Genomic DNA, 23,060 nt, shown 5'->3' on the forward strand with positions numbered 1-23,060 from the left:
CCCGAAGGTGCTCATCTCTGCAAATATTCAATTCCCTTAGCTGACAAGCGTACTTTTATTTCGGATATGTTTAATTCCAACAACTTAAGATAATCTTTGTCGATAAGGTACCAGAAATCGAGGATATTCTCTCCGCCTATTTGAGCAAGATCTACCCTCACTGTCGCACTTCCGTGAAGATGCCTCTGATAAATATCGTTTAACTTTTTTGTCCTGCTATCGCTCAAAAATAATTCTTCAAGCATCTGCCCACCTCCTCCAGCACAACTATACAGCATCTTCCAAAGTTCTGCTATATTAGACATGGGAGGGATTGGTATGTTCATGCGCGGCTTCATACTCGATACACCTGGGAAGCTAGCAGCTGCCCGGCATAACCAGCAGGAGGTTGAGGTGTACAAGGTCGGCCAGTATCTCCACAGCGGTACGATCAGCGAAATTGCCGAAGAGGCTGTATACATCAACGGCGGCCTGTACCTCAAGGATCTGCACGTCTTCAAAATCCGGAAGTAACAAAGCCGCCCCCGGAGGAGCGGCGATGGATGGGGGCTGGTGTCCTCACCTGGCACGCTATAAATATATCATGATCACTTGCAAACGCTCTGCCTTTTAACTGTCAAAAGTCTGCCCTTTTTCTGCCTGTTCTTTAGTAGTTATTCAAAGTGCATTTCGAATGTCATTTCAGAATGTTGTCCTAGAAGAACAGCCAACTGGATTTGAGAGAAAGGTTTCAGATACATAAAAAATAAAAGGGTAGGGATTAAATTGATTAGTTACATAGAACGTGTTGAGAATCATCAAATCTTTATATTATTAAACGCCGGTATCGCGCAGATTGACAGTATATTACATATCGATAATCTAGATGCAAATGCGAGGGAAGGTGCCGAAAGGATACAACATGTCTACCATCAAATTGATTTCACTTTAAGAAACTACGATCAAGCGCTAATTCCAGTAAATTCATTAAATAATGCGCTTAGCCATATACAGAATGCTAATAATTACTTGTCAAACTTCCATAGTAATCGACAAATCTCCTACTTAAATGACGCTAACAATTATATTGATAATTTTTTGAATCAAATTCCGTTTGTTCTAGCTCCCAGGTCACCAGAAGAAGTTGAGAATTTTCGTGAAAGCATTAGTAGTTTCAGACGATCCGTAGCACAGCATGCTAGAAATTCGGACGAGCAGTTTAAGGAGTTGGTATCTGAAAATAATAAGTTAAGTCAAACAATCAAGGAAATGACAGCACAAATAAACTCTGAGAAACAACGAATTGATACAATTGTAGGCCAGTTTCAGCAACAAATTAATACATTTCAACAACAGTTTTCACAAGCGGAAGAGAAACGCAGGGAAGCATTTAATGATGAAATGGAGGATTGGAAAAAAAAGTTCACTAAGGAAATGGAAGATTGGAAAAATGAATTTGACGATGAACGAGATCGTCGTCTACAAACCTATACAGAGATCATCGATTCCTTAACAAACCGAAACGACGAAATTTCGCAAAACTTTTCTGAAGATAACGTAAGACTTCAACAAAGCTTTAGATCAGAGTCAGAAGGGATATTAAATATAATAAAAAGTCATAAATCACAAGTTGAAGAACTCGTCGGTGCCATTACTGATACTGGATTAGCCAGTGGTTACCGAGCCGTGGCTCAAGACGAGAGAAAGGCAAAACGATTTTGGCGAGGAATTACAGTGGGCTCAATGCTTCTATTAATCGGCTTTGCCGTTTTCATTGCCTTTGAATCATACACAACTAAGATCAATCTCGTTACGCTAGGCGCAAAAATATTTGGTGCGCTCTCCGTTGGCACACTTGTCGCGTTTGCTGCAAGACAAGCAAGTTTACATGGCCAAGCAGAACGAGCAAATAGGAAAATGGAGTTGGAGCTTAAAGCAATTGGACCATATCTCGTTGGCTTTGAGGTTAAAGAAATATTGGAGATTAAACGTACCATGGTTGATAAATTTTTTGGGAAAGAGGACTTGGTACCATCAGGAGAGGAACCGTCTAAAGGTTCGTTAGATGTAATTAAAACTGCTCTGGAGACTGTTCAACAAGTGGCTAAAAAGTAGTACTTCAGATTTCGTTAAAATGAGCAGTAGCCTGGCTGCTGCTCATTTTAACGTCCCTATCTTGCTCTCAAGCCATATTTGGATGGATTTGTCTGATTGCTGTCTGGGTCAATGTAGACCTCCAGCCGCAATGCGAATGCTAACTTGTATATTGCGCTGCTCTTGATTCGATAATACTTCCGCTCGCTCAAGTGAAGCTCGGCAACAACGTTGTAATCGAAGACCTCGTCGTCCTCCAGGTACCGCAGCTCGATGACGCGACGCTCCATTCTTCCCAGCCGGCCGACAGCACGCTCGACCTGCTCGTACTGCTGAAGCATGCGCTCCTCGGCGTCGACGTTCTGAACGGCGATTTCCTCTGCCGGCTTTCCTACCACATTGGTCGCGCCGTGAAACCGCGGCTCCCAAGCCGACGTCGTTTTCATTTCCCGCCGAACGAATCCGACCTGCTTGTATATGCGGGCCGACTCCAGACGCTCCTCTACAGCTGTCCGAGTCGCTTCTCTATCGATTTCAAAGGGAAACTGAATCTGTGCCATGCCCCACACCTCCATGATGTGCTATACTTTCGGGTGTGAGCATGACATTTCTTTTAAAATTCCCCCGCGGGCCGGCCAAGGTGCGGGGGATATTTTTATTTTACAGCGCTGTACGTGAAAGAGGCCATATGTCCCCGGAAGATGACATGCGATACCGATGAGCAGCCCAGCGCGTCGCAGGAATGCGTGTCATCGTCCTCCCGCGGCGTGCCGGTCAGAACGAGCTCTAACGTCTCCGGATTAAAAAAGACAGCGCTGGATCCGATCGCATGAAAGCCTGCCGGTACCGGAGGCTGCAGGTCCTCCAAAACACGCATCGTCCGCGGCCCCGCCTCCGTTTTGCTCAGGTATCCCTTTTCCTTCAATCGATCGGTCAGCGCATGCACCGTTGAGCTCGAGCTGTACTTCAGAACGGAAGCCAGCTCCCGGATCGTTGGCGAGTATCCGTTACGGCCGATGAATGATTTGATTGTCTCCAGCGCCTCTGCCTCTTTTTTGGTAAGTACCTTCTTCATGTAAACCCCTCGCTCCTGTGGATGAAATGTGGGTAGGTCTTCAACTTATTCACATATTGTTCAAACTCCTATCCCGAACAAACGTTCCGGTTTATACTTGCCATGAGGTGCATCTTATGAGCGAACTAGCCTATCAATTTTGCAGCGAGATCAATGGATATATGGCCGGCGACTTGGTACGGCGCTTTGAATTCTGGCTGCGCGTCCGCGAGATTCCGGGTTACGTGATCGAACGTGAAGTCATGGCATTTCGGGAAACGCTGGACCTACTGACGACAACTGCTCCGTAAATCCCTATTCCTTGCTAATTCGTGTTGTATTATAATTTACATATTTGCAACTATTGGAATTTAATTACGAAAATCCCGCATTCGAAACATTGAGAGGTCGGTCCAATTTGAGAGCTATAGTTTTTATCTTGTGTCTTTTGGCAGTCGGCGGATTGCTTGCGGTTGGCATTCAATGGGCGGACAAATATTCTAGATACAATCACCATCCCTTCATTAATGAAGCTCAATACAATTCCTTAGAAAAAGGCATGACCTATGAAGAAGTAGTAGATATAATGGGTGGAAAGCCCAAAAAGCTATCAGAACGTGATTTTGGTGCCTATCAGAAATACACCTATTTTTCTGGAAATTGGTATGACTTTCGGAACTACGTTGCAATTTATCTCTACTTTGATCATGGAGTCCTTGAACGTGTTGATTTGAATGGTCGATTCTATGGACGCTTTGCTGAAAAGGGTTAAGTCATACACCGCCGATAAGGCGGCTTTTTCTTTAATCCGGATACTCATCCCAAATCCGGCCGTCCAGCTCGCGGCCCGCTGCCGCCCTGCCTACCCGACACATGGAAGTGTCAGGATCCCAGGTAAACCACTGCTTCCCGATGTAGCCCGGCTGCCCCGCGCACAAGTCGTGCGTCTGGCGCCACTCTCCCCATTGTTTGAACAGGAACGGAACCCCTGCTGCCTGGCATTGATCTCGCAGGCTTCGCGCCCAATCCGGAATCATCGGGCGCGCCTTGTGGCCGCTCTCGCCGCCGACGACGACCCAATCTACCAAGCCATGCGCGTCAAATTCGGTTTCTCCCACTGCGCCGCCTTGCAAACCGCCTGCTTTGAAGAGGTCCACTTCTCCCAACAACGGCTCGCAGCTCAGCCAGCGGACCGCAGCCGGCGTTTCCAGTAGCAACGGCATACGTACGTCCGCCGCCTTCTGGTTCTCGACGCTGACGCCGAGCCAGACGTTCTTCAGTGGCCAGCCTGGCTTGCTGGATGCCCCCGCGCTGATTCGATTGGCGACGAATATCCCAGCATCCTCATCGCCTGTAACAGCTTCAGCTGCGTCGGCTAACAGCTGGTGGGCGCCGCGCTTCTCCAAGCCCTGCAGGTAATGCAGCATTCGCTCCGGCCGCTTGGTCAGAATCTGAAAAGTATGCTGCGGCGCCAACGCTATGACTGCGAAAACCTTATCGATGTATGCTTGCGGCACTTCCGGATGAAACAGGTCGCTCATGCTGTTAACAAAAATGCGCCGCGGGCGCCGCCAGCGCACCGGCTTAATCAAAGCATCCGGCACGAGACGGATAATTCCATTCCAACGGCCATCGGTGATAGTGCCTTCATACGGCATTCCGGGTCCGGAATAACGATTAGCGACAGTCTCGGCATAGCAGTTGCGGCAGCCGTCGCTCACCTTGCTGCAGCCGCGAAGCGGATTCCACGTCGCTTCCGTCCATTCGCTTTTATCGCTCATGGCGTCCTCCGCCTTTGTGGTATGATGATGGGCTTCTTCTGCGGCAGCCCGACCGAGTTGGTCGGGGGCTTCGAGGGGACCGCCCGCAGACGTTCGAGCTCCGCAGGCGATAACGTTGTAGTCGTGATTTCGTTCATCCGGCGGCCTGTCCTGGAATGGAGACAGCGGCGATGTGACGGTGGTTATGATGAGCAATGAAGCTCTGAACATAATTCTCGACGGACTGACCAGGAAGCAGCTCACCGAGTTCTGCGGCCACGAAACTCACGTATGCCTGAACGAGCTTGAAAAGCTCCTGCGCTGCGAGCTCGCGATTTATTGCTTGCTCCTCAACGGCTGCCACGAAGCTGTCCATGTTCCGGTATACAAGCGTTCGCTGCCGGATCGGCTCGTTCGAGGCGACGATAGGAATAAGGATGCGAGCATATCCGGATGAAGATTCGGTAGAGGCGGCAGCCTCTATCGTCTGCAGCAGGACGGCGCGCTCCGTCTCAAGCTCACCGATCTGTGCTCGTACCTGGTTAAGCTCGTTCACCACGTTTTCAAATCCGTCTTTCAATCGGTTCCGATCTTCTTCGAGGTTGGTCACCCGCGTCTTGTCGAGCTCATACTGCCCTTCGTAAGCCAGGCGTTGGGTCGCTAATTGCTCCTCAAGTGCTGCAGAAATTGCCCGCGCATCCTGCAATTCTCTTTCGAACGCTTGAATCTTCAAATCCTTCTGTTCCGCAGAATGCTTCCACATAACGACGGCCGCCTGCAGATTCGCCAGCTCTTGCTCCCGGTCTGCCGCGCGCTGTTCGATTCGACCTGAAATCTCAGCGCACTCCGAGAGAGGCTCCGCGCGCAGCTCTTCTTTCTGCTCCAGCATCTCCGAAGTTCGGCGATCGACTTCAATAGCAGGTTTAGGCGGGGAAAGTAGTTCGAGCTCACGCTCCTCCGCGTCCATCTCACGAATACCCCAATCCTCTAATTGCTTGTATGCCTTATTGGGGGAAACGCCCCAAGTCCGAATAATATTAGCCCGGCCTTCACCAGCCAGTCGGCGCTGCAGGTACTCCTGCTTCGTGACCTTCAATTCCGTTTTCACGCCTTGTGCTAATGCCTCCACCTCCGCGGCTTCATCGCTTTCCGAGCTCATGCCCCAAGCCTTTAACTGCTTGGTCAGCTTTGCACGCTCATTGTTAAAGTGCTTCAGGGTCATATCCTCAACCGATTTGCCAGCGGCGCGCTCGGACAGGTACTGCTCCCGGTCAATCTTCAGTTCCCAGGGCTTGGCGCGCCGCGGCCCCATCGCTTCAAGGCGTCGGATCTCTGCTTCCTTTTCCTCCGGCGTTAAAGTGTATTCCCGCATGTTTCCTTCCCCTTCCGGAAACCCGCCGCCCTTTTGGAGCGACGGGCGATGGATTAAGCGGCGCCGTGGCCGCGCTCTTCAGCGACGCGCTTTTTGTACTTGGACCATGCGGCCGACAGCGTACCTGAGGACTTGCCCAGGGAGCGAGCGATCTCCAGCCATGTTTCGCCGGACTTCCTCCTCGCCAACAACGACGGAAAATCGTACTGAATGTCGGGATACGTCGGTTTGGCCTTCAGGATGTAGGATTCGATATCCTCTTCCGATGCGGCCGGCTGTATGGCTGCCGCGGGCTCCGCGGATGGATTTGCCTTGGGATCGTTGCCGGTCATGACCTCCCGTTCCCAGTCGCTGAGCTCGTCTTCCGTTGCCTTGCCCGATTCGGCTTCTCCTCCGTTCAAACCAGTATGCTGTTCAGATTCGCCGTCTCCGTCTTCCATTTCGATGTCGGATCCGTTCGAGTCTCCTTCGGATGTTCCGTCAGCATCTCCGCTGTCAGCCGTTCCTTCCTCCGCCGGCTCGCCGTCGCTGTCCGGATCCTGTTCCTCCCGCGGATCCTCCGCACTGGCTCCGCCGTTCCCCTGGCGCCATTCGTCCCAAGCCTTGGCGAGCGGTGCGACGCGGGAACGATAGTCGTCAACCAGCTCGGCGACCTTGGCTGCAGTCAGATCGCACTCCCGAGCGAATTTGCTGTAGGTCTCCCCGTCCTCTACCATGCGCGTGACCCATGCGTAAAACGGATATGGCAGGTCGTCGAACTGCGGCGCGAGCAGTTCCATGATGAATTCGTCGACGATTTGCAGGTCGATCTCTTCCGGAACTTCTACGATTTGCTGCTTCTCCTTCGGCAGCCCCAACTCCAATTCGACCTGCTCGCCCTCCGGCTTTACCTCCGATACGACGCCTTTGTCGTCAACCCGATAAGACTTGATCGGTCGCTCCGTCCGCGCGTTGATCTGCACGTTGTAGCGAACGACCTCCGAATCGATCTGGATGGCCACCCGACTGTCGATCAGCTCGGAGAGCAGGTCAATCTTCCCGGCCAAGGCGCCGTCGGACACCTCGAGCACGATTTCCTTAACGCCCTTTGGCTTCAAGTTGATCTTCTTCAAGCTTGCTTTAAATTCTGCGTATCCCATATGTCACACTCCCAGTTCTTTGATTTTGACTTCGATCCGAGGCTTAGCGGAGTAACGCTTCCGGACGTAGGCGTCAACAACCTGGCTGTCGTCGACCCACATCACGCCCTTAAGCGCATCCTTTACGCCTTTCAGATAGTTGTCCGCATCCGGCTTCGAAACCGGATATAGCTCACCGGCTTCAGCTGCAGCCGCCTTCTTCTTGCTAAAACTTTTAGGAATCGATCGATAGGCGATCAGCATGATGGCTAAAGGTCCTTCGAGCAGTTTCGGCGGCGCATGTTCTGCGGCAGCTAGCCGAACGTAATCCTTGTAATCCTTGCTCTTGGCTGGATCGTAAAATTTGACAAACCCGGTCGCCGTAGAAGCCCGGGGCCGTCCCTGAGCGACAGGCTCTCCCAGGACGATGAATTGGATGATCACGCGCCACGCCTCCCTTGCCGATACATGTCCGGGATCCTGGCGCCCGACTTTGGCGGTTCTGGATCCGTCTCCTCATGGTGCGAGCGATCCAGCGTGACGAACTTGTTAAATTCCTTCAGGAAGACGAGCTCGACTGTTCCGGTTGGGCCGTTCCGCTGCTTGCCGATAATGATCTCGATGATATTCTTCTTTTCGGATTGCTTGTCGTAGTAGTCGTCCCGGTACAGGAATGCGACGATGTCAGCGTCCTGTTCGATCGCGCCGGACTCGCGCAGGTCCGACATCATCGGCCGCTTGTCCTGCCGCTGCTCGACGCCGCGCGACAGCTGCGACAGTGCAATGACCGGTACATCGAGTTCACGGGCGAGTTGCTTCAATGTCCGCGAAATCTGCGCCACCTCTTCCTGTCGGTTGACCCCGCGACCGCCGCGGCCCTGAATGAGCTGCAGGTAATCAATCAGGATTAAGCCGAGCCCTTTCTCCTTCTTCAGCCGGCGGCACTTGGCGCGGATCTCGTTAACCGTGATGCCTGGGGTGTCGTCTAGGAAGATATTCGCGTCCGCCAGTACGCCGACAGCACCGCTCATCTTCTCCCAATCATCACCCTCGAAGTATCCGGTACGCATGCGGCTCGCGTCGATCTGAGCCTCCGCGCATATCATCCGCTGCACGAGCTGCGCGGCAGACATCTCGAGACTGAATACCCCGACTGTCTCCTTCACCTTCACGGCCACGTTTTGTGCGACATTCAGGGCGAACGCCGTCTTCCCCACCGATGGCCGGGCCGCGACGATGATAAGATCGCCCCGCTGGAAGCCTGCCGTCATGCGGTCCAGATCCGGATAGCCAGATTCCATCCCGCTGATGCCTCGGTTCAGTTCGCGGGAATTATACCGGTCCTCGGCATCCTCCCAAACCTGCAGGACGACGTCGCGGATCCGCTGGAACTCTTTCGCAGGCGTCGCTTGATCGGACAGCTTGGACACGGCAGCCTCGGCGTTAGCAACGAACCCGGTTACATCGTTGGCGCGCGCCGCCTGCCGCAGCAATTCCATCGCCGTCTCGATCGCCTGGCGCCGCAGGAACATTTCGTGCACCCGAGTGGCGTAGAAATCGACGTTCGCGTTGGTTGGTACTGACTTCGTCAGCTTGGCGAGGAACGTTACCCCGCCGATCGCTTCCAGTTCTTCCGTCTCCTTGAGTCGGGTGGTCACTGAGACAAGATCGATTGGCTGCTCTTCCCCTGCTAGCAGGCACATAGCCCTGTATACGCGGGCATTAGCCTTGTCAAAAAACTCTCCGCCCTGCAGAATGCCTTGGACAGTCTGATATGTCTCAGCCGCCTCGGCGGGGAAGGCGAGGACTGCACCCAGTACTGCCCACTCTGCCTCGACGTCTGCCGGCGTCTCGATGCCGAGAAACTCGTCAATGCTGCTCAACCGCTCCGCCCCCGAATCTTTGCCTTTACTTCGTCCCAGTAGCCGGGCGGCGGCGGGCTCGCGAGCGATCCAGATCGCCATGCCTCAAGCTGGGCTTCATAGGCGGCCGCCTCTGTCTTGCTCCGCTGACTGTCCAGTTGATCTCCGAGCCGGCCGCGGATGTCGGCAAGCACCGGCGGGAAGCGCTCGGTCAGAACATGGCGCTCCACATTCTCGAGCGCAGCGTCAAACGGGAAGTCCAGCAGCCGTTTGGCATAGTGATCGATGCTGGCGGCGCTGACGTCGAAGCTCGGATAAGTCCGCTTGATGACCTCCATGATGCGTATAACCTCAGAGCGATTCAACGCGCTCGGCCTCCTCTCTCATGCGCTGCAGCTCCTCAAGCTCACGCTGCTGCTTGGACTTACGAGGCAACGGCTCACCAATGGCGACCGGGGGGAGTGGCACCCCCTCGGGGATTGGCACCCCTTCGGTTATGGCTTGTTCCGTCTTCCAGGCGTCCAAGATGGCTCCCTCGTAAAACGCGAAGCTTGAAATGCGTTCACCCTTCGCCATCTTTCCAGCGTGTATTTGCTGCATGACCCGAATGATTAGGGGGAATGGCACCCCCATGGCGATCATCTTGTACATCAGCTTCACGTCCAGCGGCCTGACCTGTATGTCCAATTTCTGGTGTATGCTGCAATAGGCGTTCATGATCTCGGAAAATGCCGTATCAATATCAACAGCAAGATCTTTTATAATATCTTTATTGGATCGGAAGTTTTCTTCCGGTCTCTCGTCCGAGTGATCGGAAGTATTTTTCCGATCACTATCGAGTGATCGGAAGTTTCCTTCCGGTCTCTCGGACTGCACTTCCGGCCGTTCTGCCATCCAGCGACTCCACTTTTTGGAGTTTTTGACCGTTAATATAAGCCCCTTCGGTGCCCTTGTGACCCGAATATATCCGTGCTCTTCGAGCGATCGAATCCATGATCGGATTGTTCGCTCCGTGACCCCAAAGATCGGCTCCAGATCACTCGAGCGGATCGGCTTGTTCCCGAGGACGATGCCCCAGACGATTCCATCCTTCTCCTTCTCCGCTGTCGTCGCGCTGACGCACCACAGGAAAAGCCAGATCGCGCTGCCTATGTTTTTGTAGTGTCCTGGCTCCAGCAGTCCGGAGTACATCGGGAATGGATAGCTGTCTGCGGCCATCGATGCTCATCCCCTAAGCTGTTATGACCCTGGTGTTATCTGATACACGATGAACTATTGTCATCGTAGGTTTCGTGTCTTTCACGACGAGCCAGTTCTCGGGATTCAGCCCTGTTGCCTGGATCATTAACTTTTGGCGCCGCGTCGGGCGCTTCCCGTGCTTCATACGCTTCGCCCCCTGTTGTCCTGAATCCAAATAACGCGCTGTTTGTAATTAGCCTTGACCACAACCCACCCTGGGTATCCTCGCGCAAAGTAGGCGGAGACCTCGCGCTTGAATGCGGTCGGATCCGAATGGTACAAGGCCCAGATGCGCTCGCCCACGCCGGATCGCGTGAGTGGCACACCGTATTCGTCGTACTGCGGTTCAACCGACAAGTACGGACACCGCGCCGTCGGAGTTATCAAAACGAATGACCTGATCGAAGGCCGCCTGAGCATCTTCGATGTGGGTGATGACGAGCACTTTCCGGAAACGACCGGCGACCGACTTGATTGCGTCTAGGACGAGCGCGCGGTGCTCAGCGTCTTGACTGCCGAGCCCCTCGTCGATCGTCAGCCACTCGACCTTGCTGCCGGCGCGCTGCGCAAGCAGCTCGGCCAGGGCAAAGCGAATCGCGTAATCGATGCGGAGCTGCTCGCCGCCTGAGAACGTCTCGTACGGTCGCTCCGCCGACCAATCGCCGATCAGGATGTCGAGCGTCTCGGATAAGCCTGCGCGCGTCTTCAGCTCGCGCTGTGTCTCAAAGCGAATATAGTGCTTGCCCTTCGACATCTGGCCGAGGATCTCGTTCGCGATCCGCTCAAGTTGCGGCACTGCGTTCTCAATGATCAGCGCAGGGATACCGTCGCGGCCGTACGCTTTGATCAGCGTCTGGTACCGCGCCCAGCGCTGCGATATCGGCGCCAGCTCGTCGGACAGCCGGTCGCGCTCCTGCTGGTCAGCCTCGAGGGCGGCGAGCGTCGCCTTGATACCTCCAATGCGTTCGACGAGAGCGGCGAGATGGCTGCGGTGCTCGCGGAGTATCCCTTGCTGCCTGGCCAACTCGTCCTGCTTAGTGTCGTGCTCCAGCGTCTCCAGCAGGAGTCCTTCTCGCTCCAAGGAGAGCGCCTCCTGGCGTGTTTGCTTCGCGTCGATCTCCTTGTGAATTGCAAGCAGCCGCTCTCCCGCCGTTGCGGCCGTCTCGCGGGCGGCCGCAAGTTGGTCACGGAGCTGTGCCCAACGCTGCAGTTCGATAGATTTGGCGATGAGATTAGGCAACGGAGCGAGAACATCTGCAACAACGACAATCTCATGCTCTAAATCATTCCTGCGAGAGATGAGTTCAGACTCGCGGGTAGCCATATCCGCGTGCTGATGCCGGAGCTGCTGCAGTAACTCCTCCTTCCCAGCCAACTGCGCGTACGCTGTGGCTGCCGCTCGCGAGGCGTCCGCTCGAGCCTTGCACGCGCGATGCTCCGCGACGTCGTAGCCGAGTCCCTGCTGAGCGAGTTGCTTATCTGCGAGGGCTTGCACCAACCGGGCGACTTCTTCGCGATCCAATTCCGCCCGCCGCCGCCTCAGCTCCGGAAGCTCGGCAACCGCCGCGGCCGCCGCCAGCTGGAACTTGCACGTCGGCAGACAACCGCTATCGTGGATATGGGCCTCCTGCTTCTCAAGTGCGGCGATCTTTTCGTCAAGAATGCGCTCCTCCATCAGCAAACGCGATACTTCCCGATCATGCCGCGCCTGCAGATCGACGACTTCCGCCGCCAGCAGGTTCCACTCTTCCGCCTTCGCCTCATAGGCGAGCAGCCGCTCAGACTCTTCCGCATGCTCGTCGGCTTGCTTTCGGAGCGTCTCCCTATCTGCCAACTGCCGATCAAGAGAAGCAATCCTCGAATGCAGCGAGGTAAGAGACTCATCCAAACGCCGCAGCTTCTCGACCGTGCCTACCAGATCCCGCCGCAGCCGCTCGGCTTCAGGCTCGCGGGCCTTTAGCGTCGTGATCTGCTGGCGAAGCTGCTCGAGCTCCTCCGACTTGGCCGCGATGGCTGCTTCGTTGGCGAGTATCTTCTCGGACCGTTCCCGGCGGGCGACTTGTTCAGCACGCTCTGCCTGCAGACTAACGACCTCATTCTCGATTAAGACCATATCCTTGACGAGCTGCCCTGCACGCTCAGCCTTCGCTTTCAGGTCGGCCAACGTCGTCTCCGTATCCCGGATCTGTTGTTCATCCCATGCGATCAAGCCGTAGATCACATCATGCTGGTCCTCGGCGGCGAGCAACTCGGCTTGCTTCGATTCCCGGCCACTTAGCCGTTCATCCAGCGCGAGAAGCTTGTCCTTGCCCTTCTCGATCTCCAGATGAAGAATGCCGGCCTTCACCCTGGCGCGCTCCTGCAGTTGTTCATAAACGTTGAGCCCAAGAATCTGCGACAGGATCTCCTTTCGCCTGCCGGCCGTGGCGCCCGTGAAGGCGTTGGCCTGGCCCTGCAGGATCATAGAGCTGGCCGTAAACGTCTCGTCATCGAGATTCAGAAGGCTGCGGATGACAGCCTCGGTGTCGACGATCTTTTCCGCGGACCGGCTCTCCCATTGGTCACCGACATGCAGTTGCAGTTCGAGCGTGGACTTGCCCTTGCCTTTGGTCGATCGCGTCCGGATGGTCCGGTACCGGTCGCCCTGATGCTCGAACTCGAACACTACGGCCATCTCGTGCGCGCCTTTCCGAACCAGATCATCCAGGCCGACGCCGGAGATAACGTCGCCGAAGAGAGCAAAGCGCGGCGCCAATGTGAAGGAGGAAGACTTGCCTGCGCCATTCCGGCCGGCGATCGCCGCAAGAGAAACCGCCGACAGATCAATGTCGGCGTATTCGACGGCGCGGAAGTTCTTAAGCTCAATACGAAGAGGAATCAAAGCGGCCCCTACCCTTCATGCGCCATCTGATCGTGCCCGTGGCAAGGCTTATCGGCGCAATAGTAGTTCGTTTTGTTGTTGACAAAAGCTTTTCGAGTCACCAGGTGACGATCCCGGAAACTGATCTTACCAGCCTTCATTTCATTTGCCGGGCGTTCAGCACGGCAGTAAGCGCAACGAATTAACTCGCTCATAGCGATACCTCCAATAATTCCGTCGTCATTACCTGCAGTTCGCTGATCTCGGCATCCCCATAGCCTTGATTGTTGCCCCAGGCGGCGAGCGCTGTCAGCGGGCTGAGCGCCTCGGTCACCTCGGCATCCCGGATCCGCTCCGTCCGCTCGATCTCCGCACGGATCTCGGCGACGAAGTATGCGCCGGCGTCGTAAAGTGCCTTTTCCAGAGAACGCCGATCGAACCGTTTCTGAAGATCCTCGCTGCAGGCGTACCGTACGCGAACGATCGCGTCGCGGACTTGAGAAAAGTCGTCTACCTGGCCGTCCAGCCATGCCTCGATATCCATGTCGCACCAGTCAATTGTCCGGAAGCGGCGAGGTCGTAATGTCGAAATGAACTCCGAGTTCGCAAACCTTGTCGTGAATGTCTCCGTGTCGTGAATCCAAAACCCGGGCACGGTGTCCTCGTCTCCGAAGCTATGCCGCTCCGGAGCGCCGCTGTAAAAGACGTTGCTGCCGGCGTGTTGCGCGCGGTGGATATGCCCCAAGCAGACGAGATCGAACATGCGGGCCGCCTCGTCCGTCAGAATAGGTTCGTTTTGCATCAGCGCGTCCTCGAATCCCAAGTCAGCCAGCTCGTAGGATAAGTGCGAATTAAGGATGACCGGTTGCCCGCCGACTTGCCCGCGCAACTCCCGACATGTTTCCGTAATCTCGTCCGTCATTCGCTGATGGAATTCGTGCGGCGGCAGTCCGACAAAATCATCTCGCACCGCGAACGACGAGCGATTCATGCCGGGAATACAAGCGACGATGACGTCCCCATCTGTCGGCAGCGACGCGATCCCCGGCTCCGTGAAGACTTGCACGCCCGGGATCTGCATCTCTCGAATCAGATGATAGGCGCTGATCGCATCATGCGACGGCGTACCGCTGATGACGATCACTTCAATGCCGGCGCCGGAGAGCCGGCGGAGCCAGGCTACGAATGCCTGAATCTCCGCCGTCGCCCGATCAATGAAAACGCGGGCATCCTTAAAGGCGTCGCCGGCGAACAAGACCAGCTCGCAACCCTCATCGATAATCCGGCTGGCCACCCAATCCATGTTTCGAGTGATGTCCTCGAAGCGCGCAGCCGGCGTCGGTCCGGCGTACCCAAAGCCCCAATGCGGATCAGCTACATGTGCGATTTTCATGGGTCACCTCAAGTCTTCCGGAAGGTCTTCAAAATTGAAATCAGTGTCATCCTCCGGACCAGTCCCATATTGCTCCAAATACTGAACGACGGTCCGCCACTCATTAGCCTGAACTTCCTGCACGACCTTTTGAATCTGCCGGCCAAGCGCCTCTGAAGCGCGCTCAGCGAGCCAATTCCAATCCATGTTGCCGCCGTTCATTTGCTTCGACAATTCCAGCGCCCGGTTCTTATCACTTGTTGCCCCCTGCCCGCTGGCTGCCCTACTGCCTGTGGAACCTTGGTTCCTATTGCCGGCGCCCTGCTGTCGGTTCTGACGCGGGGGAGGCGGCACCGGGTTTCCTTCGGGATCCCCATCCGGATCATGACCGCTTAAGTACGCATCGAGTTCTTCCTGCGTCTGAGCAAAAATGCCGCTTGATCGAGTAGCTGACAGAACCGCATCAACCAGCGCACGCTTCTTGGCCATCTTCAGCACCGTGTTCCAGATCGAATGCATGTCGTCGTTCTCGATCCGATACTGTACGAATTTTCCGTACTTGCCATCACGCTCCTTGCTAACGAGACCGCGAGGATCGATACCCTTCGGAAGATCACGCTCTGACACCCACCTCCACCGGTACCGACTTTCGTACGTATTGGCATGACCGACGCCCTCGGCGATGATTGATCCAGACATTCGATGAATTAACCGAATCGTAATATCGACGGAATAGTAACCCGTTTCATGATTTTTGTCCTCGACCTTACCTCCAGGGGGGATTGTAGGAGCGAGATTGTAAAACTCGCATAACCCTTCAGCTCCGGCTTTGAACAGTGCTGGCTTGTCGGTCCCCGGAATAATGCCGTAGTCAACGCCTTCCTGCATGACCTCTCGGAAGAATTCCTTCGTCAGGTTCAACTTCTGCTTCATCCCATCCAGCTTCTTTCTGAGATCCGTCGCGCTGCCGAACTCCAGATCAACGATCGCCCCGCCCCCGGCGTTGCCGCCGGAGGACTGAGTCAGAACCGTAAGATTCCCCTCGGACAATTTAATTCGCCTCCTTCAGCAGATCCGCGATGGAGCGCAGCGCGGACATCTCCGTATGGAGAGCCGACAGCGTTGCGCGCGCGCGGACCTGATCATATTCCCGGTCCGTCAGCCATTCGCGCTGCTCAGTGGTGAAGGAGCGAAGCTGCGCGGAGCGGATTGCCTCGTTCTTGCCATCAATCGGGTTAGCCGAGCTCGTCAGCAGTTCGGCTTCGCGTTCCTGCAGGGCGGACTTGGCTTCCAAAACCGCCTGGCTGGATTCGATGACAATGATCTCCGCCCGCGCAATCTCCGCCGGCAGCGCCAACAATCTCGTAATAATCCCTTGCTTATCCATGAGTGCCTCCTTGTCGCCCTCACAATCGCGTGGTATCATGAGGGCATCCTTTGATTGGCCCGATACCGCGGGCCTTATTTCTTTTCCTGGCAGCCTCCGCAAGTGCGCGGATGACCCGGCTCGTCGCCGTCGATCAGATCGCCGCAATGCTGACTGTACAGACCTTTCAAAATTGCTTCAGCAGCATCACCCAAAGCGTTCGCCTCCGAATAAGAATGGTTTTATATAAAGGGCCGATCTGCAGCTCGACCTCTATGGCGGGTTCCCGCGAACGCGGCGTCATCACGACGCGGCGGTTTCGGCCGGTTCCCCTCCGGCAGCTCTTCAGGCGGGTGAGTCAGGCGGATAATGCTCGTCCAGTACGGCGTCGATCTCCTCCGCCGCTTCCTCCAGTTGCTCCGGATACGTCTGCATCCACCTGTCGAGTTTGGCCAGATTGAAGCCCCCGCCCGACCGGCATGCGGCTAACTCGTCGAGTGCTCGGCGGATTGTAGAAACTGAGGAAGGCTTGTCGGGATTAGGAATGTACGCCATGGGCGCTATCTGCTGCTTTCACCAGCTCGCGAATTGCATCGCGGCTGAAAAGCTTGCCTTGGAATTGGATGAGGTCGTCTTGGCTGCCAGTGATGATGCAGCCGGGGGAATATTTCTGTAGGACGACTCGCGGGCCGTCGGTAAAGATTTCGAGGGAATCCTTTTCGCCAATGCCAAGCGTTCGGCGCAGTTCCATAGGGATAACCACGCGGCCAAGCTCGTCAATCTTGCGTACAATGCCAGTAGATTTCAACATTTCCGTTTCTCCTTGTGCTCCCCCCGCCATCTGCGGTATCATAGGAGCAATCGAATTTGTGTTTCGCGATTCAGTCGCCATGCCGGGCGGCTTTTTTGTTTTTTACCAGACTGGGCATTCATGCCGTTTAAGGATGTAGATTTCGATCATGGTGAGCATCGCAGGCCTAAACTCATACCTTTGACGCAACTCCTTCAGCACTGCTTGCTTTCCAAGCTCAGTCAGTTCGTAGCCGCTGTCTGTAAGGACCAGTTTGCCGTCCTCTATAAGATCTCGCCTGCAGATCTCTTCGAACGTCTCTTGCGTGTCTTCATATCGCCGTGCTCCCAAGACGATCACCTCTTCCTAAAAATTTCTCCGACTTGCTTTTGCAGGACAGAGTTCTCCAACCTAAGAATCGCTATTTCATCCTCCAGTTCAACTACCTCGGTTCGTGGTAGCCGCGCACCGATTAGAAAGCCTAGCGGCGCTGTAAGGATCGCCGTTACGATGATTGCCAACCAGATGCTCATTGGCCGAAGGGCACGGCGATCGCATGCAGGCCGTAAATCAATTGAGGTGGCTGTTCCGGCTCGGCTACGAGATAAAATTTCTCGCGGCTATACTTTGCGACCGCGCCGTTTTCGGCGAGCACGATATACTCGGCATCCTCACGAATCGGTATGCCGGTCAATGGCGACTTGCCCATGTTCCTGTTCACCTCCCCTCAATCGCCGATGATTCGGCAGTCTCCGCATTCAATTGGTGTTGCCGCTGGATCCGGCTCGGTCACTGCGTCAAAGATCTCCTCCAGTTGCGCAATCTGCACAGCGACCGGTACATGCTGATCGCTGCGTATCGTTCGCAGTTCATGTCGTGCCTCCCGAAGATGCTCGATCGCTTTCGCGATGTAATTGGCCGCGCTCATCGAACGCTTTCCTCCTCCCGCTGCCGCATCCACGCTTCCAATACCGATTGCCGGAAAAGGAACACCGGCTTCTTAGAAGTGAGCGAGCCGGCGGGAATGTGCCGTATCTGTTTCTGTCGGCAGAGTGTATAGAGCGTCTGCGGAGAGATACCGAGGTAATCAGCCGCCTCTTTGCTACTCAAGGTCCGGTCCTGATAGGACTGCACGAACTTGGCTTCGAGGTCTTTCGTGACTCGCTCCGTCACCTCGGCGACCAGTTGCTCGTACATCGCGGAGAAAGCCGCCGAGGCGTTCATGATTCAACAACTTGTATTTCCGGCATTTTGATTAGATTTAAATCCAGATCAAGGCATGTGCCCAGTTTGGATAACGCATCGAGGCTAGGTGCGTAACGACCATTTTCGATGTCGGAAATATAATTTCTTGAAAGGCCCGTTTTGGTGGAAACTTCATTCTGTCGCTTGTTAAGACTTTTTCGTTTTTCCCGGATAACCGTTCCAAGCGCCTTTTTATCGATAGCCAAGTTGATCACCTCCTGTAGCTAAAATGTACAGTATTCACGACATTAATGTAAAACCGCAAATAGCCCGATTTTCGAGCAATTTAGAGCAAGATAGGCATTTTATCTTGTATTTACGTCATTTTACTCATTTATACTTGTATTTCCGACATTAAAGAACTTGTGTTACCGACCTAGCCGTCTTATACTCAAATCAATACGTCGGCAATTCCGACATTCGAAGGGATAAACGCGCATGACTATCGGGAAAAACGTTAAGCAGTACCGTAAGCTCAGGAAGTTGACTCAAGTCGAGCTCGCCGAGAAGTCTAATTTATCCCGTTCTTATTTAGCCGATCTTGAAGGTGATCGGTATAATCCAAGCGTCGAAACTTTGACCTCTATTGCCAAAGTGCTGCAAGTTGGTGTTCATGTCCTCCTTGGTGAAGAGTCAAATGAAGCCCCTTTGAACGACAAGGAAGAACGTGACATCGCTAAAAAGCTCGAGGCCATGATGGATGAGTTGGAGAGCGATACAGCGCTCTCGTTTCATGGGGAACCGTTGGACGACGAAGAAAAGGAACTCCTGCGGATCTCCCTGGAGAATACACTCCGTCTATCCCGCCAAATGGCCAAGAAAAAATACACACCGAAAAAATACCGATGACTCGGAGGCAGCAGGATGGGCTTTATACGCGACGAGGTACGCCGACTGACGAAGTCAACCGGAACCAGCGACCCTCTAAAGATCGCAGCTCAGAAAAACATCCTTGTACTCTACGAGGCGCTCGGAAACAACATATGGGGATACTTCACTTATGCGAATCGGATCCCCATCATTCATATCAGTAACAAGCTTCCGGAGCTCCTGGCCAGATTCACCATAGCTCATGAGCTCGGCCATTACGTGCTGCATCCAAAGATCAATACACCGTTCCTGCGACGTAACACCCTCCTGTCCGTAGATCGAATCGAGCGGCAGGCCAACCAATTTGCAATCAGGCTGCTCACACATGAATCGACACCAAGGATCGGACAGACATACTTTGAATTCCTGACGAGCTTTGGGATTCCTGAGGAACTTCACGATCTATTCTGATTCGGCAAACTCGAAATGCAAACTCGCGCTTTCCCGCCGCGAGGCGGTTCATCATATACAGCAATAGAACATATGTTCTAACTATGGAAGGAGTATGGGAATGGCTTACGTTGAAAAGCGCAGCGAGAACACCTGGAGACTGAATGTAGTCGCCGGCTACCGCGCGGATGGTTCCAAGATCATGGAGCGGCGTCGCGTTGTTGTCGAGGATACCGCACTTCTAAAAGCGCCAAAGAAGCTACGGGAGTACCTGCAGGAAGAATTGGTCAAATTCAAGATGGAGGTCGAATCTGGTAGCTACGTATCTCCCGAGAAGATGACCTTCGCAGCCTTCGTAGATGAATGGCGCGAGAAGTTCGCGAAAAAGGAACTGTCGGCGAGGACGTATAAGAACTACGACGGCCATATTAAAAAGCACATCATTCCACACTTTGGGCACATGCGGATCGACCAAATTAAGACGATGCACATTGTTACTTTTGTCGACGAGTTGTCCAAGCCAGGAGCGCGCAAAGATGGTCGGAGCGATACCCTCTCCAGCAGCACGATCGTATTTATCTACAAGGTCATCAAGAGCATCTTTAATCAAGCCCAAGAGTGGCGAGTGATTAAAGATAATCCTATGGAGGGAGTGAAAAAACCTAAGCTTGAGAAAAAAACGATGAGTTACTTTACAAGCGAAGAAGCGCAGGCAGCCATAAAGGCACTGTACACTGAGCCTGTGATGTGGAGGCTGTTTATGCTTGGCGCGATGATCGGTGGCTTCAGGCGAGGCGAGCTCGTGGCGCTGACATGGGACGACGTGGACTTCGAAGCCGGCACGATAAGGATAGATGAGAGTATCTCCCTAACTGAGGGCGGGGAGGCAATCATCGCTGATCCTAAAACGGAAAGCTCTGCTGCTACTGTGGATATGCCCAAGTGGTACATGGATGAACTTAAGAAGTATGAACGACTGTGGAAGAAGAACTACATGCAGGTGCGAGATAAGTGGAAATATACGGATGGGCGTCTATATGTATTTCATGCCGGCTATGGAAAGCCGTTGTATTTTTCGAATCCATCCCAATGGTGGAAGAAATTCCTCGCGCGGCACGAGCTCAAACCGATCCGTCTGCATGATCTGCGTCACACTACTGCGACGTTACTGCTGGAGAACGACACGGATTTAAAGATTATCCAGGAACGCCTTCGCCACTCCCAGTATTCGACCACAGCCGATCTTTATGCACACGTCACAAAGAAGGCAAGTCGGGCGACCGCCGATAAATTTAATCAGTTCGATCCAAAGGCCGGTGCCGGAAAATAAAGTTCGCTCCCACACCGCTCCCACGGCCCATAACTGGAACAAATACTCCCCGACAATCAGGCCCTCACCGCTCCGGTAAAATAAAAAAATCCCTTATGTATCAAGGGATTTCGTAATTTAAGTTATGGTGCGGTCGAGAGGACTCGAACCTCCACGGTATTGCTACCGCCAGCCCCTCAAGCTGGTGCGTCTGCCATTCCGCCACGACCGCATATTAAAAGTGTTACCGTTCTCCAAGCGGCAGTGCCGGGGAACTTCTTAAAGCTGTCATCAAAGCTGCTGACCGAAGGTGGTGAGCCATGAAGGACTCGAACCTTCGACACCCTGATTAAAAGTCAGGTGCTCTACCAACTGAGCTAATGGCTCGTGCTGAAGTTGGTGACCCGTGGGGGAATCGAACCCCCGTTACCTCCGTGAAAGGGAGGTGTCTTAACCGCTTGACCAACGGGCCGCATAAGCACCGCAATCGCTTGTTTGCCGCGATCTCTTTCAGACGACAAAAATGATTATATAACACGATTCGAGTAATCGCAAGTACCTACGCGCAATTTTTTAAAAGTTTTTTTGTGGTGTATTCTAGGAGCATAAAGGGAGGGCCCGATATGACTCAAATGCTTCTATATAATGAATCGACGCAATGCCTCGAAGAGACGTCCGTCCGTATGCCGGGCGAAGGCGAGATTGCCTGGGTCTCCTTGATCGCCTCCCCCCAAGAGGAGATCGAGCGCGTGCTTCGCGACATCTTCTGCTGCCACCCGCTCATCGTCGAAGACTGCGTCAAGCTCAACCAGCGTCCGAAGCTGGACCGCTACGACAAGCATCTGCTCCTCACCTTCTTCGAGGTCGGTCAGGATCTGACGACCATCGAGACGGAGCACGTCATTGGCCCCAACTACGTCATCACGGTCGCACCCCAGTCCGCGGGTTCGGTCGAAGCGGCCGAGCGCGACTTCAGAGCCGCGCCGGAGCGCTTCATGTCTTTTTCCGGCGTCATCCTCTACCGCCTCCTCGACCGCTGCGTCGACGACTACGCGGACCTCACGGACAAGGTGGAGAACGTGCTGGACAAGCACGAACGGGCCGTCTTCCGCAATCCGCACGTGAAGATCGCCGGAGACGTCTTCCGGCTCAAGCGGAAGCTGCATACAGTCAGGCGCATCATGGCCGACGAAAAAGCAGCGCTCGCGCAGCTGACCCACCATCAGTTCCCGTACACCAGAGCGGAAGCGGACGTGTACTTCATCGACATCTACGATCACGTTTCCCGCGTTCTCGACTCCATCGACGGATTCCGCGAGTCGCTGTCGGGACTTCTCGAGCTGCAGCTTAACATGAAGTCGGACCGGATGAACGAGATCATGAAGACGCTCACGATCGTCAGCTCCATCTTCCTTCCCTTGACGTTCGTGGCCGGCCTGTACGGCATGAACTTCGACGATATGCCCGAGCTGCGCTGGAAATACGGCTATCCCGCCGCGCTCGTCGTCATGGCGGCGATCGCCGGCGGACTGTGGTGGTTTTACAGGCGGAAAAAGTGGCTCTAACGCCGCGGCCAGCCTTGGGTCTATGCTCCGCGTATCCGGGAAAAGGAGGCGGCAGGGGGGCCGGCAGCGGGACCGACAGCGGGAGCGGCAGCGGCAGTGACAAACCAAGCCTTGGGAGATAAGTGTATTTGGGCACTATCTCAGGCAAACGGAGTTGCCCGGGCAGGGAGACAAGTGCATTTGGGCACTATCTCGGGCAAACGGGGGTTGCCGGTGCCGGGAGTTAAGCGCATTTGGGCACTATCTCAGGCATACGGGATTGCCCGGGCAGGGAGATAAGTGTATTTGGGCACGATCTCGGGCAAACGGGGTTGCCCGTGCAGGGAGTTAAGCGCATTTGGGCGCTATCTCGGGCAAACGGAAATTGCCGGTGCCGGGAGTTAAGCGCATACGGGTATTATCTCGGGCAAAAAGGTTTGCCGATGGTCTACGCCCTGCTGGCTGGGGCACTGGCCGCGCAACGGCATGGGAGGCACACAGCCCGCAAGAAGGCATGCTGCGGCCTGGACAGGGGCGTGCTCCCTACCCAGGGCGGCAAATCGACGATCACTAGGTTAGCTAAGGACAATTCAGATATGGAAACAGGTGGTTGTTCCTATCCGAGACTTCTTACAGCGATCCGATACGCGGGCCTGGGTGTTTGTTCCTATCCGAGACTTCTGGTGGCCAACCGGTACGCAAGACGAGGTGTTTGTTTCTATCCGAGACGTCTGGTGGCCGTCCGATACGCGAGATGAGGTGTTTGTTTCTATCCGAGACGTCATGCGGCGATCCATGGGTCCCGTCCAACTGCCCCCCGCCCCGCCGCCCTACGC

At 54.5% G+C, this 23,060-nt stretch carries 30 protein-coding genes and 3 tRNA genes; 8 read left to right on the plus strand and 25 right to left on the minus strand.

Going from position 1 to position 23,060, the window contains the following annotated elements:
* Positions 1–11: 11 nt before the first annotated feature.
* Positions 12–245, minus strand: coding sequence for a hypothetical protein (locus PQG80_RS27050; RefSeq protein WP_271754924.1), 234 nt, complete (start codon positions 243–245; stop codon positions 12–14).
* Positions 246–318: 73 nt separating this feature from the next.
* Between PQG80_RS27050 and PQG80_RS27055 the strand changes: the two genes are divergently transcribed.
* The gene (locus PQG80_RS27055) at positions 319–513 is read left to right on the plus strand and encodes a hypothetical protein (protein ID WP_271754925.1); all 195 of its coding nucleotides are present in this window, start codon (positions 319–321) and stop codon (positions 511–513) included.
* A gap of 252 nt (positions 514–765) precedes the next feature.
* Positions 766–2,094, plus strand: a complete 1,329-nt coding sequence (locus PQG80_RS27060; protein ID WP_271754926.1) for a hypothetical protein — start codon at positions 766–768, stop codon at positions 2,092–2,094.
* Between the two features lie 56 nt (positions 2,095–2,150).
* Here the strand turns inward: PQG80_RS27060 and PQG80_RS27065 are convergent, their stop codons facing one another.
* Together PQG80_RS27065 and PQG80_RS27070 are read right to left on the minus strand one after the other, a co-directional pair.
* On the minus strand, positions 2,151–2,633 hold the full coding sequence (locus tag PQG80_RS27065) for an ArpU family phage packaging/lysis transcriptional regulator (RefSeq protein WP_271754927.1): 483 nt from the start codon (positions 2,631–2,633) through the stop codon (positions 2,151–2,153).
* Between the two features lie 95 nt (positions 2,634–2,728).
* The gene (locus tag PQG80_RS27070) at positions 2,729–3,148 is read right to left on the minus strand and encodes a LexA family protein (RefSeq protein WP_271754928.1); all 420 of its coding nucleotides are present in this window, start codon (positions 3,146–3,148) and stop codon (positions 2,729–2,731) included.
* 116 nt (positions 3,149–3,264) lie between these two features.
* On the opposite strand from PQG80_RS27070, the gene PQG80_RS27075 reads away from it, so the two are divergent.
* The gene (locus PQG80_RS27075) at positions 3,265–3,438 is read left to right on the plus strand and encodes a hypothetical protein (RefSeq protein ID WP_271754929.1); all 174 of its coding nucleotides are present in this window, start codon (positions 3,265–3,267) and stop codon (positions 3,436–3,438) included.
* A 107-nt stretch (positions 3,439–3,545) separates the two neighbouring features.
* The gene (locus tag PQG80_RS27080) at positions 3,546–3,899 is read left to right on the plus strand and encodes a hypothetical protein (RefSeq protein WP_271754930.1); all 354 of its coding nucleotides are present in this window, start codon (positions 3,546–3,548) and stop codon (positions 3,897–3,899) included.
* Between the two features lie 31 nt (positions 3,900–3,930).
* Here PQG80_RS27080 and PQG80_RS27085 read toward each other — a convergent pair whose 3' ends face one another.
* The 19 genes from PQG80_RS27085 to PQG80_RS27170 form a co-directional block, all read right to left on the minus strand.
* Positions 3,931–4,908, minus strand: a complete 978-nt coding sequence (locus tag PQG80_RS27085) for a phage Gp37/Gp68 family protein (protein ID WP_271754932.1) — start codon at positions 4,906–4,908, stop codon at positions 3,931–3,933.
* Between the two features lie 133 nt (positions 4,909–5,041).
* Positions 5,042–6,259: a hypothetical protein gene (locus PQG80_RS27090; RefSeq protein WP_271754933.1), complete on the minus strand. Its 1,218-nt coding sequence runs from the start codon at positions 6,257–6,259 to the stop codon at positions 5,042–5,044.
* 53 nt (positions 6,260–6,312) lie between these two features.
* The gene (locus tag PQG80_RS27095; RefSeq protein WP_271754934.1) at positions 6,313–7,398 is read right to left on the minus strand and encodes a hypothetical protein; all 1,086 of its coding nucleotides are present in this window, start codon (positions 7,396–7,398) and stop codon (positions 6,313–6,315) included.
* 3 nt (positions 7,399–7,401) lie between these two features.
* Complete coding sequence (locus tag PQG80_RS27100; RefSeq protein ID WP_271754953.1) at positions 7,402–7,818, minus strand: RusA family crossover junction endodeoxyribonuclease; 417 nt, start codon at positions 7,816–7,818, stop codon at positions 7,402–7,404.
* Positions 7,818–9,260: a replicative DNA helicase gene (gene dnaB / locus PQG80_RS27105; RefSeq protein ID WP_271754935.1), complete on the minus strand. Its 1,443-nt coding sequence runs from the start codon at positions 9,258–9,260 to the stop codon at positions 7,818–7,820. Before dnaB ends, PQG80_RS27100 begins: the two co-directional genes overlap by 1 nt.
* Positions 9,257–9,604, minus strand: a complete 348-nt coding sequence (locus tag PQG80_RS27110; RefSeq protein WP_271754936.1) for a replicative helicase loader/inhibitor — start codon at positions 9,602–9,604, stop codon at positions 9,257–9,259. The genes dnaB and PQG80_RS27110 overlap by 4 nt, the downstream gene beginning before the upstream one ends.
* Entirely contained in the window at positions 9,591–10,457 is an 867-nt protein-coding gene (locus PQG80_RS27115) for a helix-turn-helix domain-containing protein (RefSeq protein WP_271754937.1), read from the minus strand. The genes PQG80_RS27110 and PQG80_RS27115 overlap by 14 nt, the downstream gene beginning before the upstream one ends.
* 13 nt (positions 10,458–10,470) lie before the next feature.
* Entirely contained in the window at positions 10,471–10,623 is a 153-nt protein-coding gene (locus tag PQG80_RS28935; protein ID WP_432432814.1) for a DUF6906 family protein, read from the minus strand.
* A 201-nt stretch (positions 10,624–10,824) separates the two neighbouring features.
* Positions 10,825–13,359 (minus strand): AAA family ATPase, encoded by a 2,535-nt coding sequence (locus PQG80_RS27120; RefSeq protein ID WP_271754938.1) that lies wholly within the window; start codon positions 13,357–13,359, stop codon positions 10,825–10,827.
* A gap of 8 nt (positions 13,360–13,367) precedes the next feature.
* Positions 13,368–13,553 (minus strand): hypothetical protein, encoded by a 186-nt coding sequence (locus PQG80_RS27125; protein WP_271754939.1) that lies wholly within the window; start codon positions 13,551–13,553, stop codon positions 13,368–13,370.
* Positions 13,550–14,731 carry a metallophosphoesterase family protein gene (locus PQG80_RS27130; protein ID WP_271754940.1) on the minus strand — a complete coding sequence of 394 codons (1,182 nt, stop codon included), beginning with the start codon at positions 14,729–14,731 and terminating at the stop codon, positions 13,550–13,552. The genes PQG80_RS27125 and PQG80_RS27130 overlap by 4 nt, the downstream gene beginning before the upstream one ends.
* Before the next feature lie 3 nt (positions 14,732–14,734).
* On the minus strand, positions 14,735–15,760 hold the full coding sequence (locus tag PQG80_RS27135; RefSeq protein WP_271754941.1) for a hypothetical protein: 1,026 nt from the start codon (positions 15,758–15,760) through the stop codon (positions 14,735–14,737).
* 1 nt (position 15,761) lies between these two features.
* Complete coding sequence (locus PQG80_RS27140) at positions 15,762–16,097, minus strand: amino acid kinase family protein (RefSeq protein WP_271754942.1); 336 nt, start codon at positions 16,095–16,097, stop codon at positions 15,762–15,764.
* A gap of 324 nt (positions 16,098–16,421) precedes the next feature.
* On the minus strand, positions 16,422–16,631 hold the full coding sequence (locus tag PQG80_RS27145) for a hypothetical protein (protein ID WP_271754943.1): 210 nt from the start codon (positions 16,629–16,631) through the stop codon (positions 16,422–16,424).
* Positions 16,615–16,887, minus strand: a complete 273-nt coding sequence (locus PQG80_RS27150) for an AbrB/MazE/SpoVT family DNA-binding domain-containing protein (protein WP_271754944.1) — start codon at positions 16,885–16,887, stop codon at positions 16,615–16,617. The genes PQG80_RS27145 and PQG80_RS27150 overlap by 17 nt, the downstream gene beginning before the upstream one ends.
* Before the next feature lie 508 nt (positions 16,888–17,395).
* Positions 17,396–17,575 carry a hypothetical protein gene (locus PQG80_RS27155; protein WP_271754945.1) on the minus strand — a complete coding sequence of 60 codons (180 nt, stop codon included), beginning with the start codon at positions 17,573–17,575 and terminating at the stop codon, positions 17,396–17,398.
* 18 nt (positions 17,576–17,593) lie between these two features.
* Positions 17,594–17,794, minus strand: a complete 201-nt coding sequence (locus tag PQG80_RS27160) for a hypothetical protein (RefSeq protein WP_271754946.1) — start codon at positions 17,792–17,794, stop codon at positions 17,594–17,596.
* Positions 17,791–18,063, minus strand: a complete 273-nt coding sequence (locus PQG80_RS27165) for a helix-turn-helix domain-containing protein (RefSeq protein WP_271754947.1) — start codon at positions 18,061–18,063, stop codon at positions 17,791–17,793. Before PQG80_RS27165 ends, PQG80_RS27160 begins: the two co-directional genes overlap by 4 nt.
* 23 nt (positions 18,064–18,086) lie before the next feature.
* On the minus strand, positions 18,087–18,317 hold the full coding sequence (locus PQG80_RS27170) for a helix-turn-helix domain-containing protein (protein ID WP_271754948.1): 231 nt from the start codon (positions 18,315–18,317) through the stop codon (positions 18,087–18,089).
* Positions 18,318–18,549: 232 nt separating this feature from the next.
* On the opposite strand from PQG80_RS27170, the gene PQG80_RS27175 reads away from it, so the two are divergent.
* The 3 genes from PQG80_RS27175 to PQG80_RS27185 all read left to right on the plus strand — a co-directional run bounded on the left by PQG80_RS27175 (position 18,550) and on the right by PQG80_RS27185 (position 20,701).
* Positions 18,550–18,960 (plus strand): helix-turn-helix domain-containing protein, encoded by a 411-nt coding sequence (locus PQG80_RS27175; protein WP_271754949.1) that lies wholly within the window; start codon positions 18,550–18,552, stop codon positions 18,958–18,960.
* 15 nt (positions 18,961–18,975) lie between these two features.
* Positions 18,976–19,392 carry an ImmA/IrrE family metallo-endopeptidase gene (locus tag PQG80_RS27180; RefSeq protein ID WP_271754950.1) on the plus strand — a complete coding sequence of 139 codons (417 nt, stop codon included), beginning with the start codon at positions 18,976–18,978 and terminating at the stop codon, positions 19,390–19,392.
* 100 nt (positions 19,393–19,492) lie between these two features.
* Positions 19,493–20,701, plus strand: a complete 1,209-nt coding sequence (locus tag PQG80_RS27185; RefSeq protein WP_271754951.1) for a tyrosine-type recombinase/integrase — start codon at positions 19,493–19,495, stop codon at positions 20,699–20,701.
* Between the two features lie 125 nt (positions 20,702–20,826).
* Here the strand turns inward: PQG80_RS27185 and PQG80_RS27190 are convergent.
* The 3 genes from PQG80_RS27190 to PQG80_RS27200 all read right to left on the minus strand — a co-directional run bounded on the left by PQG80_RS27190 (position 20,827) and on the right by PQG80_RS27200 (position 21,152).
* Positions 20,827–20,912: transfer RNA gene (locus PQG80_RS27190), tRNA-Leu, on the minus strand.
* Between the two features lie 79 nt (positions 20,913–20,991).
* Positions 20,992–21,067 (minus strand) — tRNA-Lys (locus tag PQG80_RS27195).
* 10 nt (positions 21,068–21,077) lie between these two features.
* Positions 21,078–21,152: transfer RNA gene (locus tag PQG80_RS27200), tRNA-Glu, on the minus strand.
* Positions 21,153–21,303: 151 nt separating this feature from the next.
* On the opposite strand from PQG80_RS27200, the gene corA reads away from it, so the two are divergent.
* The gene (gene corA, locus PQG80_RS27205) at positions 21,304–22,245 is read left to right on the plus strand and encodes a magnesium/cobalt transporter CorA (RefSeq protein ID WP_271754952.1); all 942 of its coding nucleotides are present in this window, start codon (positions 21,304–21,306) and stop codon (positions 22,243–22,245) included.
* Positions 22,246–23,060: the final 815 nt, after the last annotated feature.

It is taken from the genome of Cohnella rhizoplanae (genome assembly GCF_948329515.1).
GTDB classification, from domain to species: Bacteria; Bacillota; Bacilli; order Paenibacillales; family Paenibacillaceae; genus Cohnella; species Cohnella rhizoplanae.

What these genes read in the sequence shown, in the direction of transcription:
- PQG80_RS27050 (WP_271754924.1), bottom strand. Translation starts at nt 245, where the DNA reads ATGCTTGAAGAATTATTTTTGAGCGATAGCAGGACAAAAAAGTTAAAC.
- PQG80_RS27055 (WP_271754925.1), top strand. Translation starts at nt 319, where the DNA reads ATGTTCATGCGCGGCTTCATACTCGATACACCTGGGAAGCTAGCAGCT.
- PQG80_RS27065 (WP_271754927.1), bottom strand. Translation starts at nt 2,633, where the DNA reads ATGGCACAGATTCAGTTTCCCTTTGAAATCGATAGAGAAGCGACTCGG.
- PQG80_RS27070 (WP_271754928.1), bottom strand. Translation starts at nt 3,148, where the DNA reads ATGAAGAAGGTACTTACCAAAAAAGAGGCAGAGGCGCTGGAGACAATC.
- PQG80_RS27075 (WP_271754929.1), top strand. Translation starts at nt 3,265, where the DNA reads ATGAGCGAACTAGCCTATCAATTTTGCAGCGAGATCAATGGATATATG.
- PQG80_RS27085 (WP_271754932.1), bottom strand. Translation starts at nt 4,908, where the DNA reads ATGAGCGATAAAAGCGAATGGACGGAAGCGACGTGGAATCCGCTTCGC.
- PQG80_RS27090 (WP_271754933.1), bottom strand. Translation starts at nt 6,259, where the DNA reads ATGCGGGAATACACTTTAACGCCGGAGGAAAAGGAAGCAGAGATCCGA.
- PQG80_RS27095 (WP_271754934.1), bottom strand. Translation starts at nt 7,398, where the DNA reads ATGGGATACGCAGAATTTAAAGCAAGCTTGAAGAAGATCAACTTGAAG.
- PQG80_RS27115 (WP_271754937.1), bottom strand. Translation starts at nt 10,457, where the DNA reads ATGGCCGCAGACAGCTATCCATTCCCGATGTACTCCGGACTGCTGGAG.
- PQG80_RS28935 (WP_432432814.1), bottom strand. Translation starts at nt 10,623, where the DNA reads ATGAAGCACGGGAAGCGCCCGACGCGGCGCCAAAAGTTAATGATCCAG.
- PQG80_RS27125 (WP_271754939.1), bottom strand. Translation starts at nt 13,553, where the DNA reads ATGAGCGAGTTAATTCGTTGCGCTTACTGCCGTGCTGAACGCCCGGCA.
- PQG80_RS27130 (WP_271754940.1), bottom strand. Translation starts at nt 14,731, where the DNA reads ATGAAAATCGCACATGTAGCTGATCCGCATTGGGGCTTTGGGTACGCC.
- PQG80_RS27140 (WP_271754942.1), bottom strand. Translation starts at nt 16,097, where the DNA reads ATGGATAAGCAAGGGATTATTACGAGATTGTTGGCGCTGCCGGCGGAG.
- PQG80_RS27145 (WP_271754943.1), bottom strand. Translation starts at nt 16,631, where the DNA reads ATGGCGTACATTCCTAATCCCGACAAGCCTTCCTCAGTTTCTACAATC.
- PQG80_RS27150 (WP_271754944.1), bottom strand. Translation starts at nt 16,887, where the DNA reads ATGTTGAAATCTACTGGCATTGTACGCAAGATTGACGAGCTTGGCCGC.
- PQG80_RS27155 (WP_271754945.1), bottom strand. Translation starts at nt 17,575, where the DNA reads ATGGGCAAGTCGCCATTGACCGGCATACCGATTCGTGAGGATGCCGAG.
- PQG80_RS27160 (WP_271754946.1), bottom strand. Translation starts at nt 17,794, where the DNA reads ATGAGCGCGGCCAATTACATCGCGAAAGCGATCGAGCATCTTCGGGAG.
- PQG80_RS27165 (WP_271754947.1), bottom strand. Translation starts at nt 18,063, where the DNA reads ATGTACGAGCAACTGGTCGCCGAGGTGACGGAGCGAGTCACGAAAGAC.
- PQG80_RS27175 (WP_271754949.1), top strand. Translation starts at nt 18,550, where the DNA reads ATGACTATCGGGAAAAACGTTAAGCAGTACCGTAAGCTCAGGAAGTTG.
- PQG80_RS27180 (WP_271754950.1), top strand. Translation starts at nt 18,976, where the DNA reads ATGGGCTTTATACGCGACGAGGTACGCCGACTGACGAAGTCAACCGGA.
- PQG80_RS27185 (WP_271754951.1), top strand. Translation starts at nt 19,493, where the DNA reads ATGGCTTACGTTGAAAAGCGCAGCGAGAACACCTGGAGACTGAATGTA.
- corA (WP_271754952.1), top strand. Translation starts at nt 21,304, where the DNA reads ATGACTCAAATGCTTCTATATAATGAATCGACGCAATGCCTCGAAGAG.